General features: G+C 45.6%; 15 protein-coding genes. 9 read left to right on the top strand and 6 right to left on the bottom strand.

Going from position 1 to position 14,646, the window contains the following annotated elements; translation table 11 throughout:
• Positions 1-23: 23 nt before the first annotated feature.
• The 5 genes from rcsF (at position 24) to L5M49_RS04055 (ending at position 3,940) form a co-directional block, all read left to right on the top strand.
• Positions 24-404, top strand: a complete 381-nt coding sequence (gene rcsF, locus L5M49_RS04035; RefSeq protein ID WP_263173654.1) for an Rcs stress response system protein RcsF — start codon at positions 24-26, stop codon at positions 402-404.
• 193 nt (positions 405-597) lie between these two features.
• Positions 598-1,332 (top strand): tRNA (N6-threonylcarbamoyladenosine(37)-N6)-methyltransferase TrmO, encoded by a 735-nt coding sequence (tsaA, locus tag L5M49_RS04040; protein WP_263265496.1) that lies wholly within the window; start codon positions 598-600, stop codon positions 1,330-1,332.
• The gene (locus tag L5M49_RS04045; protein WP_131523129.1) at positions 1,333-1,962 is read left to right on the top strand and encodes an acyltransferase; all 630 of its coding nucleotides are present in this window, start codon (positions 1,333-1,335) and stop codon (positions 1,960-1,962) included.
• A 15-nt stretch (positions 1,963-1,977) separates the two neighbouring features.
• The gene (locus tag L5M49_RS04050; RefSeq protein ID WP_263265497.1) at positions 1,978-2,163 is read left to right on the top strand and encodes a hypothetical protein; all 186 of its coding nucleotides are present in this window, start codon (positions 1,978-1,980) and stop codon (positions 2,161-2,163) included.
• A gap of 61 nt (positions 2,164-2,224) precedes the next feature.
• Complete coding sequence (locus L5M49_RS04055) at positions 2,225-3,940, top strand: proline--tRNA ligase (protein ID WP_263176958.1); 1,716 nt, start codon at positions 2,225-2,227, stop codon at positions 3,938-3,940.
• Positions 3,941-4,034: 94 nt separating this feature from the next.
• On the opposite strand, the gene L5M49_RS04060 is transcribed toward L5M49_RS04055, so the two are convergent.
• Complete coding sequence (locus tag L5M49_RS04060) at positions 4,035-4,976, bottom strand: helix-turn-helix transcriptional regulator (RefSeq protein WP_317629993.1); 942 nt, start codon at positions 4,974-4,976, stop codon at positions 4,035-4,037.
• A gap of 168 nt (positions 4,977-5,144) precedes the next feature.
• On the opposite strand from L5M49_RS04060, the gene panB reads away from it, so the two are divergent.
• Together panB and L5M49_RS04070 are read left to right on the top strand one after the other, a co-directional pair.
• On the top strand, positions 5,145-5,987 hold the full coding sequence (gene panB, locus L5M49_RS04065; protein ID WP_263265498.1) for a 3-methyl-2-oxobutanoate hydroxymethyltransferase: 843 nt from the start codon (positions 5,145-5,147) through the stop codon (positions 5,985-5,987).
• Between the two features lie 136 nt (positions 5,988-6,123).
• On the top strand, positions 6,124-7,263 hold the full coding sequence (locus tag L5M49_RS04070; protein WP_263207648.1) for a patatin-like phospholipase family protein: 1,140 nt from the start codon (positions 6,124-6,126) through the stop codon (positions 7,261-7,263).
• Positions 7,264-7,318: 55 nt separating this feature from the next.
• On the opposite strand, the gene L5M49_RS04075 is transcribed toward L5M49_RS04070, so the two are convergent.
• The 5 genes from L5M49_RS04075 to L5M49_RS04095 form a co-directional block, all read right to left on the bottom strand.
• Complete coding sequence (locus L5M49_RS04075) at positions 7,319-8,434, bottom strand: NADH:flavin oxidoreductase/NADH oxidase (protein WP_263265499.1); 1,116 nt, start codon at positions 8,432-8,434, stop codon at positions 7,319-7,321.
• A gap of 33 nt (positions 8,435-8,467) precedes the next feature.
• Complete coding sequence (gene rfbC / locus L5M49_RS04080) at positions 8,468-9,007, bottom strand: dTDP-4-dehydrorhamnose 3,5-epimerase (RefSeq protein ID WP_263265500.1); 540 nt, start codon at positions 9,005-9,007, stop codon at positions 8,468-8,470.
• Entirely contained in the window at positions 8,997-9,884 is an 888-nt protein-coding gene (rfbA, locus tag L5M49_RS04085) for a glucose-1-phosphate thymidylyltransferase RfbA (RefSeq protein ID WP_263265501.1), read from the bottom strand. Before rfbA ends, rfbC begins: the two co-directional genes overlap by 11 nt.
• A gap of 215 nt (positions 9,885-10,099) precedes the next feature.
• Positions 10,100-11,470 (bottom strand): GAF domain-containing sensor histidine kinase, encoded by a 1,371-nt coding sequence (locus L5M49_RS04090; protein ID WP_113940967.1) that lies wholly within the window; start codon positions 11,468-11,470, stop codon positions 10,100-10,102.
• Positions 11,467-13,008 (bottom strand): DUF3369 domain-containing protein, encoded by a 1,542-nt coding sequence (locus L5M49_RS04095; protein ID WP_105251973.1) that lies wholly within the window; start codon positions 13,006-13,008, stop codon positions 11,467-11,469. The genes L5M49_RS04090 and L5M49_RS04095 overlap by 4 nt, the downstream gene beginning before the upstream one ends.
• A 265-nt stretch (positions 13,009-13,273) precedes the next feature.
• Between L5M49_RS04095 and L5M49_RS04100 the strand changes: the two genes are divergently transcribed.
• Both L5M49_RS04100 and L5M49_RS04105 read left to right on the top strand, forming a co-directional pair.
• The gene (locus tag L5M49_RS04100) at positions 13,274-13,726 is read left to right on the top strand and encodes a copper resistance protein NlpE (RefSeq protein ID WP_173243888.1); all 453 of its coding nucleotides are present in this window, start codon (positions 13,274-13,276) and stop codon (positions 13,724-13,726) included.
• A 197-nt stretch (positions 13,727-13,923) separates the two neighbouring features.
• Positions 13,924-14,631 carry a HutD family protein gene (locus L5M49_RS04105; protein WP_263265502.1) on the top strand — a complete coding sequence of 236 codons (708 nt, stop codon included), beginning with the start codon at positions 13,924-13,926 and terminating at the stop codon, positions 14,629-14,631.
• The last annotated feature ends 15 nt before the right edge of the window (positions 14,632-14,646 follow it).

Below are 14,646 nucleotides of genomic sequence, written 5' to 3' on the forward strand. Positions count from 1 at the left end.
TCTCCTCAACCTCAGGTCAAACCATGAAAATTATCCTCTCAAGTGCATTAGTGCTCCTGCTCAGTGCCTGTGCAAGCGACTACAGTTTTAACAGTAATTTGGACAGTGAGGCGATTAATGACTATTTCAAGGCATCCGATGTCGTCCTTTATGAAGGTGATACCTTGCCTAAAGGTCATTATGAGTTAAAAGGATTGGTCGAAGGTGAGTCCTGTCAGGCCGATGCTAACGGTGCGCCCGCGTCGCTTGCCGATGCCAGAACCGAAGCCCGTCGCAATGCGGCAGATAAAGGGGCTAACGGCATTATCATCAAGCAATGTGTCATATTTGAAGAAGCTGCCCAAGGTTGTATCAGCCGCGCATTATGCGTTGGTCAAGCAGTAAAAACGGCTACAACAGAGTAAGCCTCACGCATATTAAGCATACTGCTCGCGGCGTGATCCTATAGTGTTCTAAGATTGCCCCTATCAACCGCTTAATGGCTAACGCTTCATGACCAACGCTGCATTATTAGCACACAAAGATGGGCCTTAATGATTAGCTTAGAATGATGAGCTTAGGCGGTTGTTATATTTATCTTTTTAGGTAATTTTTTGCATGACATTTACCAACCAAATTATCGCAGTGGCAACATGCCGCACACCCTATAAACAAAAATTTGGCATTCCAAGACAACCCGGACTTGTTGAAGCGCGTGGTTATGTCGAGCTCGAGCCCCATGTGAATCATATCGATGCGGTGCGTGGCATAGAGCAATATTCACATCTCTGGTTACTGTTTTGCTTCCATGAGAATCTTGCCCAAGGTTGGAAAACCACAGTGCGCCCGCCGCGTTTAGGCGGCAATGAAAAACTCGGCGTGTTCGCCACTCGCTCCACTTTTCGCCCCAATGGTATAGGTCAGTCTGTAGTGAAATTGCACGGTGTAGTGCAGCGCAAGGGCAAAGTGTGCCTCGAAATTTCCGGTATGGATCTGCTCGATGGCACACCGATAATTGATATTAAGCCATACATTCCTTTCTCAGATTCGATTACCGATGCTGTGGGTGGCATTGCCCAAGACGCGCCTAAACTGATTTCAGTGGTGTATTCTGGCCATGCCAAGACACAGATTGAGCGTTACGCCCAGCAGGAAACCTACACAGATTTAGCCGTACTTATCCGCGGAGTCTTAGGGCAAGATCCGCGCCCAGCCTATAAAAAAGCCAAGGACGATCCTAAGTTATACCAAGTCGCCCTCTATGATTTAGATGTGTTTTGGCAAATGGCAGTCGATGATAATGACCAAGAATACATCTTGGTACTGGAACTCAAACCGGGGAAATGTGGCTAAATGTCTGCGCCAACGCCTGCATCAAAACCTGATTATCAAAGCCAGCATAAAAAGCGGCTCTCTTGGATGCCGTGGCTGTATTTTTCTTTAAAAGAGAAACATTTAATCTGGGCTAAACCTTGGCAAGACGATATTCAAGCAAAACTTTGTGCCCTCGAAACCATCAACATCGGCGAGCAATGCTTTATCGCCCCCGAGGCGCAGTTATTTGCCGAACCCAATCGTGATATCCGCATGGGTAATCGCTGCATGATCGCCGCCGAGTGTTTTTTGCATGGGCCTATCACGCTAGGGGACGAAGTGGCGATTAATCATGGCTGCTCCTTCGATGGCGGCAGGGTCGGGATTCAGATAGGCAATCAAACCCGCATCGCCAATAATGTCACTATTTACGCCTTCAACCATGGCATGGCGCCAGATACCCCCATATATCAACAAGCTGCCAACTCCAAAGGCATTGTTATTGGCCAAGATGTGTGGATTGGCGCTCAGGCAGGCATAGTCGATGGTGTGACCATTGGCGATCACGCTGTGGTGGGTATGGGCAGCATAGTGACGAAAGATGTACCCGACTGGGCGATAGTGGCTGGCAACCCCGCCAAAGTGATTGGTGATAGACGGGATAAGTAAGCAGTAAGGATAATCTTGATACTAGCAGTGACGAAGTCACGCTCTAACAGCACAGCGCTCTTCCTTTCGTTATCCGTTATCCGTTATCCGTTATCCGTTATCCGTTATCCGTTATCCGTTATCCGTTATCCGTTATCCGTTATCCAGCATCAAAAAATGCTATTTATCTCCCAGCTAGTTGAATTTAACCTAAATCCCTAGGTGACATCACCAAAGCAGGTGATAAAATGGCGACCATTCAACTCAAATTTGGACATCGGTAATGCGCGTCAGCAAGTACCTGCTATCAACACAAAAAGAAACTCCTGCCAACGCAGAAGTCATTAGTCATCAATTAATGTTACGTGCGGGCATGATCCGTCGTAATGCGTCGGGCCTTTACAGCTACCTCCCCACGGGCTTACGCGTATTGCGTAAAGTCGAAGCCATTGTTCGTGAAGAAATGAACAAAGCCGGTGCAATTGAAATTCTAATGCCTATGGTGCAACCGGCAGACTTGTGGGTAGAAACGGGTCGTTGGGAAAAGTTTGGTCCCGAGCTGTTACGCTTTAAAGATCGTCACAATCGCGACTTCGTACTGGGGCCAACCCATGAAGAAGTGATCACCGATCTCATTCGTAAAGAAGTCAGTTCATACAAGCAATTACCGCTGAATCTTTACCAAATTCAAACCAAATTCCGTGACGAAGTTCGTCCACGTTTTGGCATGATGCGCTCACGCGAATTCTTGATGAAAGACGCCTACTCTTTCCACCTTGACGTCGATACCATGAATGAAACCTATGAGGCTATGTACACAGCCTATAGCAACATTCTATCGCGCATGGGCTTAGCTTTCCGCCCAGTTTTAGCTGATACGGGTTCAATCGGTGGCAGCATGTCACACGAGTTCCATGTTCTAGCACAAAGCGGTGAAGATTTAATTGCTTACTCAACGGGCAGCGATTACGCGGCTAACATTGAGAAAGCCGAATCACCTATGCCAACTGAACCCCGCGGCGCAGCCACTGAAGCATTGCGTTTAGTCGATACCCCAAATGCGAAGACCATTGCGGAATTAGTTGAGCAGTTTGGTTTGGATATCACTAAAACGGTCAAAACCTTGATCGTAGTCGGTGCAACCGAAGCCGCTCCGCTAGTGGCGTTAATCGTTCGTGGCGACCATGAACTCAACGAAGTCAAAGCCGACAAGTTAGATTTAGTCGCATCACCATTGGAAATGGCGCCAGAAGCCCTAATCCGTGACGCCATTGGCGCAGGTCCTGGTTCACTTGGCCCTATCGGTCTTAAAATCCCTATCGTTATCGATCACAGCGTTAGCGTCATGAGCGATTTTGCCGCCGGTGCTAACGTTGATGACCAACACTATTTTGGTATCAACTGGGAACGCGATCTGCCGACAGCGCAAGTTGCCGACATCCGTAACGTAGTCGAAGGCGAGCCAACACCTGATGGTTCAGGCACTTATGCTATGGCACGCGGTATCGAAGTGGGCCATATTTTCCAACTGGGCACTAACTACTCTAAATCGATGAACGCGACTGTACTTGACGAAAATGGCAAGTCACAGGTGCTACTGATGGGTTGTTACGGTGTCGGCGTGAGCCGTATTGTGGCAGCAGCCATCGAACAAAACTTCGATGACCGTGGCATCATTTGGCCAGAAGCGATTGCGCCATTTAGCGTGGGTATTCTGCCAATGAACATGCACAAGTCGCACCGCGTAACCGATATCGCCGAGCAGTTATACAAAGACTTAAACGAAGCGGGTATCGAAGTGTTATTGGATGATCGTAAAGAGCGTCCAGGCGTGATGTTCGCCGATATGGAACTGATTGGTATCCCACATACAGTGGTGATTGGCGATCGCAATATTGATGCTGGCGTATTTGAATACAAAAACCGCCGCACAGGTGAAAAACAAGATATTCCATTCGATCAACTGCTCGACTTCCTGAAAAACGCAGTTAAAGGCTAAGCCTCAACGCGAAATGTAGACAAGCTGAAGATCAAAAACGAAACGCACTTGAGCCCAGCTTAAGTGCGTTTTTTATTGGACTTTTTATTGACCTTCATCGTTCACATTGGCTCGCAACATGACTTTTTATGTGTGGCTGTTTACTGCTGTATTTTGGGCACTGTATTTTTGGCAAGGTATTTTGCGCTAACAGATACTGACTCGGAGCGACGCCCATCAACTGCCTAAACATATAACCAAAGGCTGAACCCGAGGCATAACCTAAGGATAACGCTGTAGTGAGCACTGATTCACCTCGGCTGAGCATCTGAATCGCTACCTGCAATCTAAGCCTTTGCAACCATTGGCTATAACTCAGCCCAGTTTGCTGTTTAAATAATCTCGCTAACGTGCGGGCCGAGGCACCGACCTCCCGCTGCCAATCAACCAAAGTGCGCTGTTCGCTTGGATCGGCAAGCAAAGCCTCGGTAATGCGCAGTAATTTTTTATCCCTAGGATAAGGTAAATCCAAGGCGACCTTAGGGGCGAGTACCATAAAGTCACGGATCACCATCAAGAGCCGCATGACGCGATCCTTAAAATCGGGATCAATTAGCCCAGCCTCACTCTTCACTAAGGTATTAGCCTCTTGCAGTAATAACTGCAAAACTGGCTTCACACTCAAACAAGTACTGTCGGGTGGAAACCCGCCTATCCGGGTTTCATCCAAATACAGACTACTCAATTGCACCTGACCTAGCGCGATAACCTCATGATCGACAAAGGGAGGCACCCACACCGCTTGTTCAGGCGGCACAATGTAACGCCCAGCAGGCGTGATCACACTCAGCACACCTTGACTGGCATAAATGACCTGTCCCCAAGAATGACTATGGCGCTGCACATGTTCAAACGGCTTGAGTGTTCGCTTAAGCAACATGATGGAGGCACTTAGCCCTGCGGCGGCTAAACGTGAAGGCGCGACCTGCGTGTGCTGAGTAATATGCTGCTGGGATAAATGCGTGTCAGTGACTTGATTCAAGGTGTTATCGCCCAAAGTGATTTTTATATCGAAGCTTCTTTTCATATTATCGAGCCTCTTTGTTTAGAAGTACCTTTATGCAAAGAAGTGTCTTTATATCTAGACATTAAGTCAATCTATCGAGCTAAAGCCAAAGCTGCAAACGCTAACATGTCATATCAGACTGAATAAATTGGAGATGACATGAGTATCCACATGGATAAAAACCGCGTAACGCCCGTTACATTACAAAAAATGAAAGGTAAAACCCCCATAGTTGCTCTCACCGCCTATGAAAAGCCGATGGCAGAAATTATCGATCCCCATGTGGATATGATTATCGTCGGCGACTCCGTCGGCATGGTGGTTTATGGGCAAGACTCTACACTCGGGGTTACCTTAGAAATGATGATTAATCATGGTCTTGCTGTCACTCGCGGCGCAGCACATGCCTGCGTTATTATCGATATGCCCTTTGGGAGTTATCAAGTATCGCCTCAGCAAGCCTTCAGACATGCCAGCCAAGTATTAATACGCACAGGCGCGCAGGCGGTAAAACTCGAGGGTGGCGCAGAGATGCTCGACACCACTCGTTTTTTAACCCAGCGAGGGATCCCTGTGATGCCACACATAGGATTAATGCCGCAACACGTGAATCAATTGGGTGGATTTAAAACCCAAGCAAGGGATGCCGCCGCCATCGAAGCCCTCGTTAGTTTAGCGAAAGACTTTGAGCAAGCAGGCGCTTTTAGCATACTGATTGAAGGCACATCCGAGCTCGCGGCGCGCACAGTGACGGCAGGAGTCTCAATCCCAGTCATAGGCATTGGCGCCTCACCCGCCTGCGATGGTCAAGTGCTCGTGACTGAGGATATCTTAGGCTTATTTTCTGACTACACGCCTAAATTTGCTAAACGCTATATCGACTTAGGACCATTGATCACTAAGGCCTGCGCCCAATATGCCCAAGAAGTGAGGACGGGTGAGTTTCCAACATCGGAGCATTGCTTTGGCCTCAGCAAAACGACCAAGGTTACTGCGGATTAATTGTCTAAAGCGAAATGTTCCAGCAATCGAATAAACGATAAATCGAAATTTACAACTAATTGAGTCTACCGACTTGCTTTTTATAGGGGGGCGTTGCTTTAATAAAACTATTAAAACAATAAATTGAGTCTGAAGATTGCCTACATCAACTGCATTAGTCTTAGGCGGTGGCGGCGCTAGGGCGGCCTACCAAGTCGGCGTGTTAAAAGCACTGGTCCAGCTTTATCCACGCAATCATGGTATTCCCTTTAAAATTATTTGCGGAACCTCTGCGGGTGCCATCAATGGCACCGCTATCGCTACCCATGCCTCTTGCTTTCACCTTGGTGTCAGAAAACTCGAATGGGTTTGGCGTCACTTTGAAACTCGAAAAGTCTACCGAGCTTCGATCACGGGCGTTCTCAGCCATCTAACGAAAATGGCCCTCAAAGGCATGCAAGATGATAAGGTCAATACCGATGCAGGCAGTCTGCTCGATAATGATCCGCTCAGAGGCTTACTCAATGAGCTAATCGACTTTAAACGTATCGACCGTAATATCCGTAATGGCTCACTGACAGCGCTAAGTGTGGATGCCTCTTGTTATAATAACTCTCGCTCAGTGACCTTTTTCCAAGCCGCGAAAGAAATCGAAAACTGGACCCGTGCCCGTCGCAGTGGTGAACGTATCATGCTCAATACCGAGCACCTACTCGCTAGTTCTGCAATCCCTATGGTATTTCCATCCATTAAACTCAACCAAGCCTATTATGGTGATGGTTCAGTCCATCAGCTAGCACCGCTCTCAAGCCCTATTCATTTAGGCGCCGAAAAACTCTTAGTCATTAACTTAGAGAGCCCGCACAAGCACTTTCCTATGGAACTAGAATATCACCCAAAAACAGCAACCATAGCGGGTCATCTACTCGATACTATCTTTTCAGATACCTTAAACAGCGACCTTGAGAGACTTGAAAGGATCAATAACACTTTAAGCCTGATTCCTGAGTCAAGCCGTAACAAACTCGCCTTGCATCCAATTAAGGCCCTAGTCATCAAACCTAGCGAAGATCTCAGCAAAATAGCTGCCCGCTTCTATGACGACATGCCATGGGCCGTTAAAACCTTACTCGGCTTCATCGGCATAGACAGGCAGTCAGACTCAAGTATTGTGTCCTACCTACTCTTCGAAAAAACGTATACCAGCGCTTTAATCGACTTAGGCTATAAAGATGCCATGGAAAAAATCGATGAACTTAAAGCGTTTTTTGGTTTAGACAAAAATCCATCATCTTAAGGACATAACTGAAATTCCCAATAGGTATTCGGTACCTTAACATTCTAAAATCATGCTAAGTCATACTATGCGCTTCACTCTTTATTGGCGATTTAATCCCATGTGGCGATGAACGTAAGTACTGTGGCGGCGCTTTCACAGTTGCACCTAATATTGCTGCCGCATGCCAAGGCCAATGTGGGTCATAGAGCATAGTGCGAGCAAGTGCAATAGCATCAGCCTGTCCTTGTTCCAGAATCGTTTCCGCTTTATTGGCATCCGTAATTAATCCCACGGCAATCACAGGTGTGTTTACCTCAGCTTTAATGGCTTCGGCAAAAGGCACTTGAAAGTGTTCTGCAACAGGGATTTGTTGTAGCGGACTTAATCCACCGGTACTCACATGGATAAAATCACAGCCTCGGGCCTCTAATGCTTTTGCCAATACTAGGCTTTGAGCTAAATCCCAACCGCCATAGACCCAATCAGTCGCTGATATCCGCACACCGAGTGCAATCTTAGGCGATATCACTGCTTTAATTGCATCGAACACGGCCAACAATAAACTCAAACGATTTTCTAAACTGTCACCATATTGGTCAATGCGTTGATTCGATAATGGGGATAAAAATTGATGAAGTAAATAACCGTGGGCAGCATGGAGTTCAATCGCATCAAGCCCTAATCGTTCGGCACGTTGCGCCGAACTGACAAATGCCAATATAAGCTCATCAATTTCATCCAATGTCATTGCACTCGGTAATGCTGTGCCTTCGTTAAAAGCCTGCGCGGAAGGCGCTATCGTCTGCCAACCATTATGTTCATCGGGTGCAATAGTGCCGCCACCTTCCCAAGGTTTTCGAGTTGATGCTTTACGCCCCGCATGGGCGAGTTGTATCGCCATTGGCATACTTGAATACTTGCGAATAGATTTGAGGGTTTTATCTAAAGCAGCCTCCGTTTTGTCATCCCATAGGCCTAAATCTGCATAGGAAATTCGGCCATTGGGCAGAACAGCGGTAGCCTCTAAAATGAGCATTCCCGCGCCCGATAACGCCATGCTCCCTAAATGAATCGTATGCCAATCGGTTGCTTGGCCGTTTTCTGCCGAATACTGACACATTGGCGCGATGATAATGCGGTTGGCTAACTCGAGTTGACCTAAGGTTAAAGGCGAAAATAATAAACTCATTGTCATTCCTTTTAATACAAACAGTGATTGGCTTTATGAGGGTGTGCTGGCGATGCTATCTCTGGTGGATAAAATCGGTGCGGCGATTAATGGCCAATCAATGGCAAACTCGGCACAGTTCCAAGCTAAAACGCTTTCATCTTCAGGATCATAATATTGGGTACATTGATAAATAACATCTGCATAATCACTAAGAACATAAAAACCGTGCGCAAAGCCCGGTGGGATCCACATTTGCAGATGATTCTCTGCCGATAGCACTCGCCCAACCCATTTTCCATAGGTGGCCGAGTCGGCCCGTATATCGACGGCTACATCAAAGATGCTCCCAGCACAAACTCGCACCAATTTACCTTGTGGCTTACGCTGTTGAAAATGCAATCCACGTAGTACATTGTGTTGCGAACGACTCTGATTTTCCTGCACAAATACGGGAGGCTGAAGTCCTCTTGCTGTAAAACAAGCATCAAAATAAGATTGCCTGAACGTTTCCTTAAAAAAACCACGCTCATCACCGAACACTTGGGGTTCAAACACCAGCACTTCGGCTAATTCAGTTTCATTACATTTCATCAAATACCTGCTTATCGAGTAAACCGAGCAAATACTCACCATAGCCACTCTTGATTAAAGGCTGAGCCAATTGCGCTAACTGCTGCCCATTGATCCAACCGCAGCGAAATGCAATCTCTTCAGGGCAATTGATTTTTAGCCCTTGTCGTTTCTCAATGGCAGCAACAAATTGTGTCGCCTCGGCCATGGCATCAGGCGTACCAGTATCTAACCAAGCCGTCCCACGTCCTAGAATATCGACCCGTAACTCTCCCAAAGCTAAGTAACGAGTGATAACATCGACAATCTCTAACTCGCCCCTTGCCGAAGGTAAAACCGTTTTTGCAAATGTTGCAGCTCTGCCGTCAAAAAAGTACAAGCCAGGCATAGCGTAACGTGAACGAGGCTGCAGAGGTTTCTCTTCGATAGAAAGCACTTTACCTGTGTCATCGAACTCAACGACACCATAAGCGTTAGGGTTCGCCACATGGTAACCAAAAACGGTCGCCCCAGATTGGTCTTGCCAAGCATGTTGCAAATTTACCGTTAAGTGCTGACCATAGAATAGGTTATCCCCAAGAATAAGCGCACAGGCATCACCCGCTAAAAATGGCTCGGCGATAATGAGTGCTTCAGCCAACCCCTTCGGAGAGGCTTGTTCGGCATATTGCAGCTTAAGCCCCCAATGACTGCCATCACCAAGTAATGCATGGAATAGTGGTAAATCGTGGGGAGTACAAATGATCAAGATATGCCGTATATCAGCCTGCATCAGGGTGACAAGTGGATAATAAATCATTGGTTTATCATAAATGGGCAGTAATTGCTTACAGACAACCTGCGTCATAGGATAAAGACGCGAGCCAGTACCGCCCGCCAGTAAAATGCCTTTTCTCATTGAAATATTTAGGATTGATAAGCCATGTTGAAGTGCCAAGATTGTAGCATACAAAATGTCGCGAGCAGGAAGAACAGATAACAGGGCTGCTGGCTGTTAATGCAGGAAAAACAACGCAACAGAATAGTAAACCGCAAAAGCCAATACCATTTTGGCTCAGTAAGATTTCAATTCGTCTTTTACTTAATAAACATATAAGAAGACGCTAACCCATCTCAACCCTTACTACTTTCAGGGATCAGCATCTCAATACGTAACCCCTGATTAGGCGCAGAGAAGAGTGACACATTACCGTTCAGCTTTTGTGTGATCAGATTATAAATAATCGACATCCCCAAACCTGTTCCACCACTCTGCCTTGCGGTGGTGAAAAAAGGCTCGAATGCTTTGGCTTTCACTTCATCGGACATGCCTACGCCATTATCTTCATAAATCATCTTGATCTGCGAAGCCATTTTCTCAACCACTATCACAATTTGCTTATCACCGACAAAATCATCGGGAAAAGCATGGCGAAAACTGTTCGCGACTAAGTTAGTGAAAATTTGTGCGATCGCACCGGGGTAAGAATCAATAAAAATATTATCGTCAAGTTCAACTTTTAAAGTAATATTTTTCTTACGCATCAAGGGTTTTAATGAACTAAATATTTGAAAAATGTAATTCTTCAGATTAAAGCGCTCGCGTTCCAGTATCGATTGGTCTGCAGCAGTACGCTTGAAGTTATGCACCAGTTCTGCAGCACGGGAAAGATTACGCTCAATTAAGCATAAACCATCCTGCATTGTATTGATAAAGCTGACAAATTTATCCTCATCGAGCTCGTTTTTCTCAAAGAGTCCTTTCAATAGGGATAACTCATCCAAACAATGGGTCACGGATGTGACAGCTATGCCAAGGGGGGTGTTCACTTCATGGGCAACACCAGCAACTAAGCTGCCTAAGGCCGCCATTTTTTCATTTTCAATTAAGTGCTTTTGGGTTGATTTTAAAGTCGATAATGCCGTTTCAAGCTCTGCGGTGCGCAGCTCAACTTGATGCTCAAGATCGGTATTAATGAGCTTGAGCTGTTGTTGATATTCAATGATCTCTTTAGCACTCATGGCTCGACCAAAAAGGTCGGCGAGTGCCGAGGCAAAGGCCTTCTCATCCCGAGTCCATTCCCTCGCCTCGCCCTGATGTTCAGAACAAATAATCCCCACCATTTTGCCGTGGTGACGAATAGGACTATCCAACAAAGAGCTGATCTGATTCGGTTTCAGATAGGTTTCGACAAATTCTTTAGTGGCGGGATCCGTTTGCGCCTTATTGGCGACAATTGTGCGCTCATTGTCGAGCAGGCTAAAGTAATGGGGAAACTGCGCGCGAGTGAGCACTAACGCTTCTTGTGGCTGCTGATTGTCGAGTGAATAATAACAAGTGATGCTCTGATTATCCGGACTCAACAACCAAATGCCCGCCCGAGAGATCAGTAATCCCTTACAAATTGAGCTCACGATAAGTTGTGATGCTTGAATGAGATCACCCTCATCAATAACCTGAGACTTACTGACATCAAATAAAATTCGATCAAGCATTCGGGTCATAGCGGCTCGTCCGGAATATGAATATGTAGGGAGGCAAACACATCTAACAAATCAAGGCTGGCTTCACATAACATGGGATCAAACTGTTTACCAGATTGCGCTAAGATGTACTCGCGCACCGCCTCAACAGACCAAGCCTCTTTGTAACTTCGCTTGGAAAGCAAAGCATCAATTACATCAACAATCGCCATCAGGCGGCCTTCAATAGGAATGTCTTCCTGCGATAGCCCACGGGGATAACCTTGCCCATCCCAACGTTCATGATGAGTATAAGCAATTCTAGCGCCCATTTTGGCAATGATACGATTTGAGCCAACCAACAAGTTATAACCCTTCTCTGCGTGGGTTTGCATAATCGCCCATTCCTCGGCATCGAGTTTACCGGGCTTATGCAAAATACTCTCAGGGATACCGATTTTGCCTACATCATGAAGAGGCGCCGCATAACGAATGGTTTCGATAAAGTCTGCCTTCATACCAATGGCAATCGCGAGCATTTCTGTCATGCGCGCTACGCGGCGCACATGGGCTCCAGTCTCCTTACTGCGCTGCTCAATGGCATCTCCAATGATTAAAATTAGCTCCCTTTGTGTCTGCTGCACATTTTCGCGGCCCGACAAGTTCTCAAAGGTTAAGCTCACATTTGCCGCAAATAGCTCAAGAATGCTAACTTGAAAATCCGTTAACTTAGTGTTGTGTTGTAAATAGAGAATACTGGTGACATGACCACTAAGCTCATAAAATCCAACATAAATATTGTCACGGATCAGCGAAGTTTTTAGCGCTATCGCTTCAATAATATGTTCACGCACATCCCCTGGCAGAGTCTCAACGCTGCCACCTTCAAAGTAACTGATCATATCTCCCGTGGCAGCCAGCAAATTCATTTGAGTATCGAGGTAAAGGTCTTGATGATAACTCGTGAGATAAAGAGCCGAGCTTTCAAGATTGAGCAGCTGCAAGGTCTGTTCGAGCACTGCACTACCAAAGTTATGCAATGTATGGCTCTTAAGTACAGAGGTGGAAGCTGCAATCACTTTTTCCATCCCCTTTTGGCTTTGCTCGATAATTTTTATATCGCGATAGGAGCGCAATGAGGTGTACACACAAGACTTAAGCCGAGCCGCGGTGAGCTCTGTTTTGGCTTTATAATCGTTAATATCAAAATCCCGAATGACTTGCTCTTCAGGTGCTTGCCCCGGCTGACCCGTACGTAAAATGATGCGGGTACTGTGGTTATTTAATTCAGTGCGAATTTTTTGGACTAGCTCTAAACCTGCATGATCGGTTTCCATGACGACATCAATAAAGGCCAAGGCGATATCTGATTCAGTTTGAAATAATGTTAAACCTTCAGCAGCGCTGTAACAGGAGTAGAACTGCAAGACTCGATTATCTAAGGTCAGATTTTTTAACGCAAATCGAGTGACATCATGGATCCCAGGTTCATCATCAATAATGGCCACCTTCCAAATGCCTTGTTTAGGCTTATGGGATGTATCTTCGATAACATCAGCACTTTTCTTAAATAACGCCACAAAACCACCGTTTACGATGAATAGTTACGTTTTAGTATAGATTCAATCTTGAAAGTGACTAGTTTCAAAGGATAAATTATCATCCCGTTGATTACCGCTTAAGACTAACAACTAACATCCTGGCCACTTAAAATCCACACAAAAACAACTTAAGTTATTGTTATAAAAATAGAAATAGAAATAGCAAAAGTTAGCCTAACCTAGTCTTGGCGGGTATGATGAGTGAACTTAATGCATAATTCCCAAAATTTCTATTGGAGCTACTATGAAAAAATCACTATGTTACATCGCACTGCTGGCTTTATTCACCACGGCTTGCTCAGAAGCCCCAAAAGAAGAAACGGCAGTCAATACAGCCCAAGCTCAAACAGAAGCGGCAAAATCCGTCCCAGTAGGTGATAACAGCCAAAACTCGCTCGATTGGGCTGGTAGTTATGAAGGCGTATTGCCTTGCGCCAGTTGTGAAGGAATGCAAACCCTAATCACTTTGCAAGCTGATAATAGCTTTGTCCAAGAAACAGTTTATTTAGGTAAAGATGAAAAGATTTTAAAACTGATGGGCAAAGTGACATGGGACGAACTGGGCCAGAAAATCACCCTAGAAGATGGTACACAATATTTGGTCGGTGAGAATCAGTTGATCATGTTAGACACTGAAGGCAAACGGATCACCGGCGAACTTGCTGCAAATTATGTGTTGAAAAAGAAAGGTCTATAAAAGCAGAGCTGGCAGCTAGCACTCAGCTGCGGTATTAGATTATGGATAACGGAACGCTGCACTGACCGTAAGAGCAAAGCCTCCGTACCGTTATCCATAAGTCACACAGAAATGTTCTGCAATCGCAAAGCCATGCTTTAGAAGTTGTGAAGCTAAGAAAGGCGAATCAAACCTTCTTAACCAATAAAGAGGTGATTTTGAATAACAGCATACAACTGATCCGCTATCAAGATTGCCCATCAACGCTATGGAAAAATGGTGGTGGAAGCACAAAACAGCTACTCATTTCCCCCATCAATGCCGAATTTACTGAATTTGATTATCGGATCAGCATTGCAAGTATTAGCAGCAACGGACCTTTTTCATCATTTATTGGCATAGACAGGCAACTGGTCATTCTGAAAGGTGATGGTGTTGAACTCAGCATCAATAGTCATGAAAGGACAAAACAGATAAATGGCCTTGGAGCTGGAGAAAAGATATCAGGAAATACAGATACAACTGAGTATAAACGACTCACACCCACAGATAGCCCATTCTGCTTTACTGGTGAAACCTCAATAACAAGTCAATTATTAGGCAGTGATGTTATTGATTTCAATGTCATGACCAAACGCGGCGCATTTAAAGCGCATACGCAAAAACTTAGCTTTGATGACACATTTATCGAAGAACAGATTGCAACCTCAAACAACTATCCAAATGAACTGCAAAAAACTGAAGCTTACGTCCCTATCATCCAAATACTTTGCTGCTTAGATACCGTGACATGGGAGCACAATGGCCAGGTTATCAAGATCATGCCCTATGATATTCTCGTTTTCCAACAAGGGGATGGTATAAGGTTAAAATCAACAAGACCAAGTAGACTACTTAAAGTGTCTATTACTGCCTGTCCCCTATAACAGTATTTACAGGTT

The organism is Shewanella sp. SM74 (genome assembly GCF_025653725.1).
Taxonomy (GTDB): Bacteria; Pseudomonadota; Gammaproteobacteria; order Enterobacterales; family Shewanellaceae; genus Shewanella; species Shewanella oncorhynchi.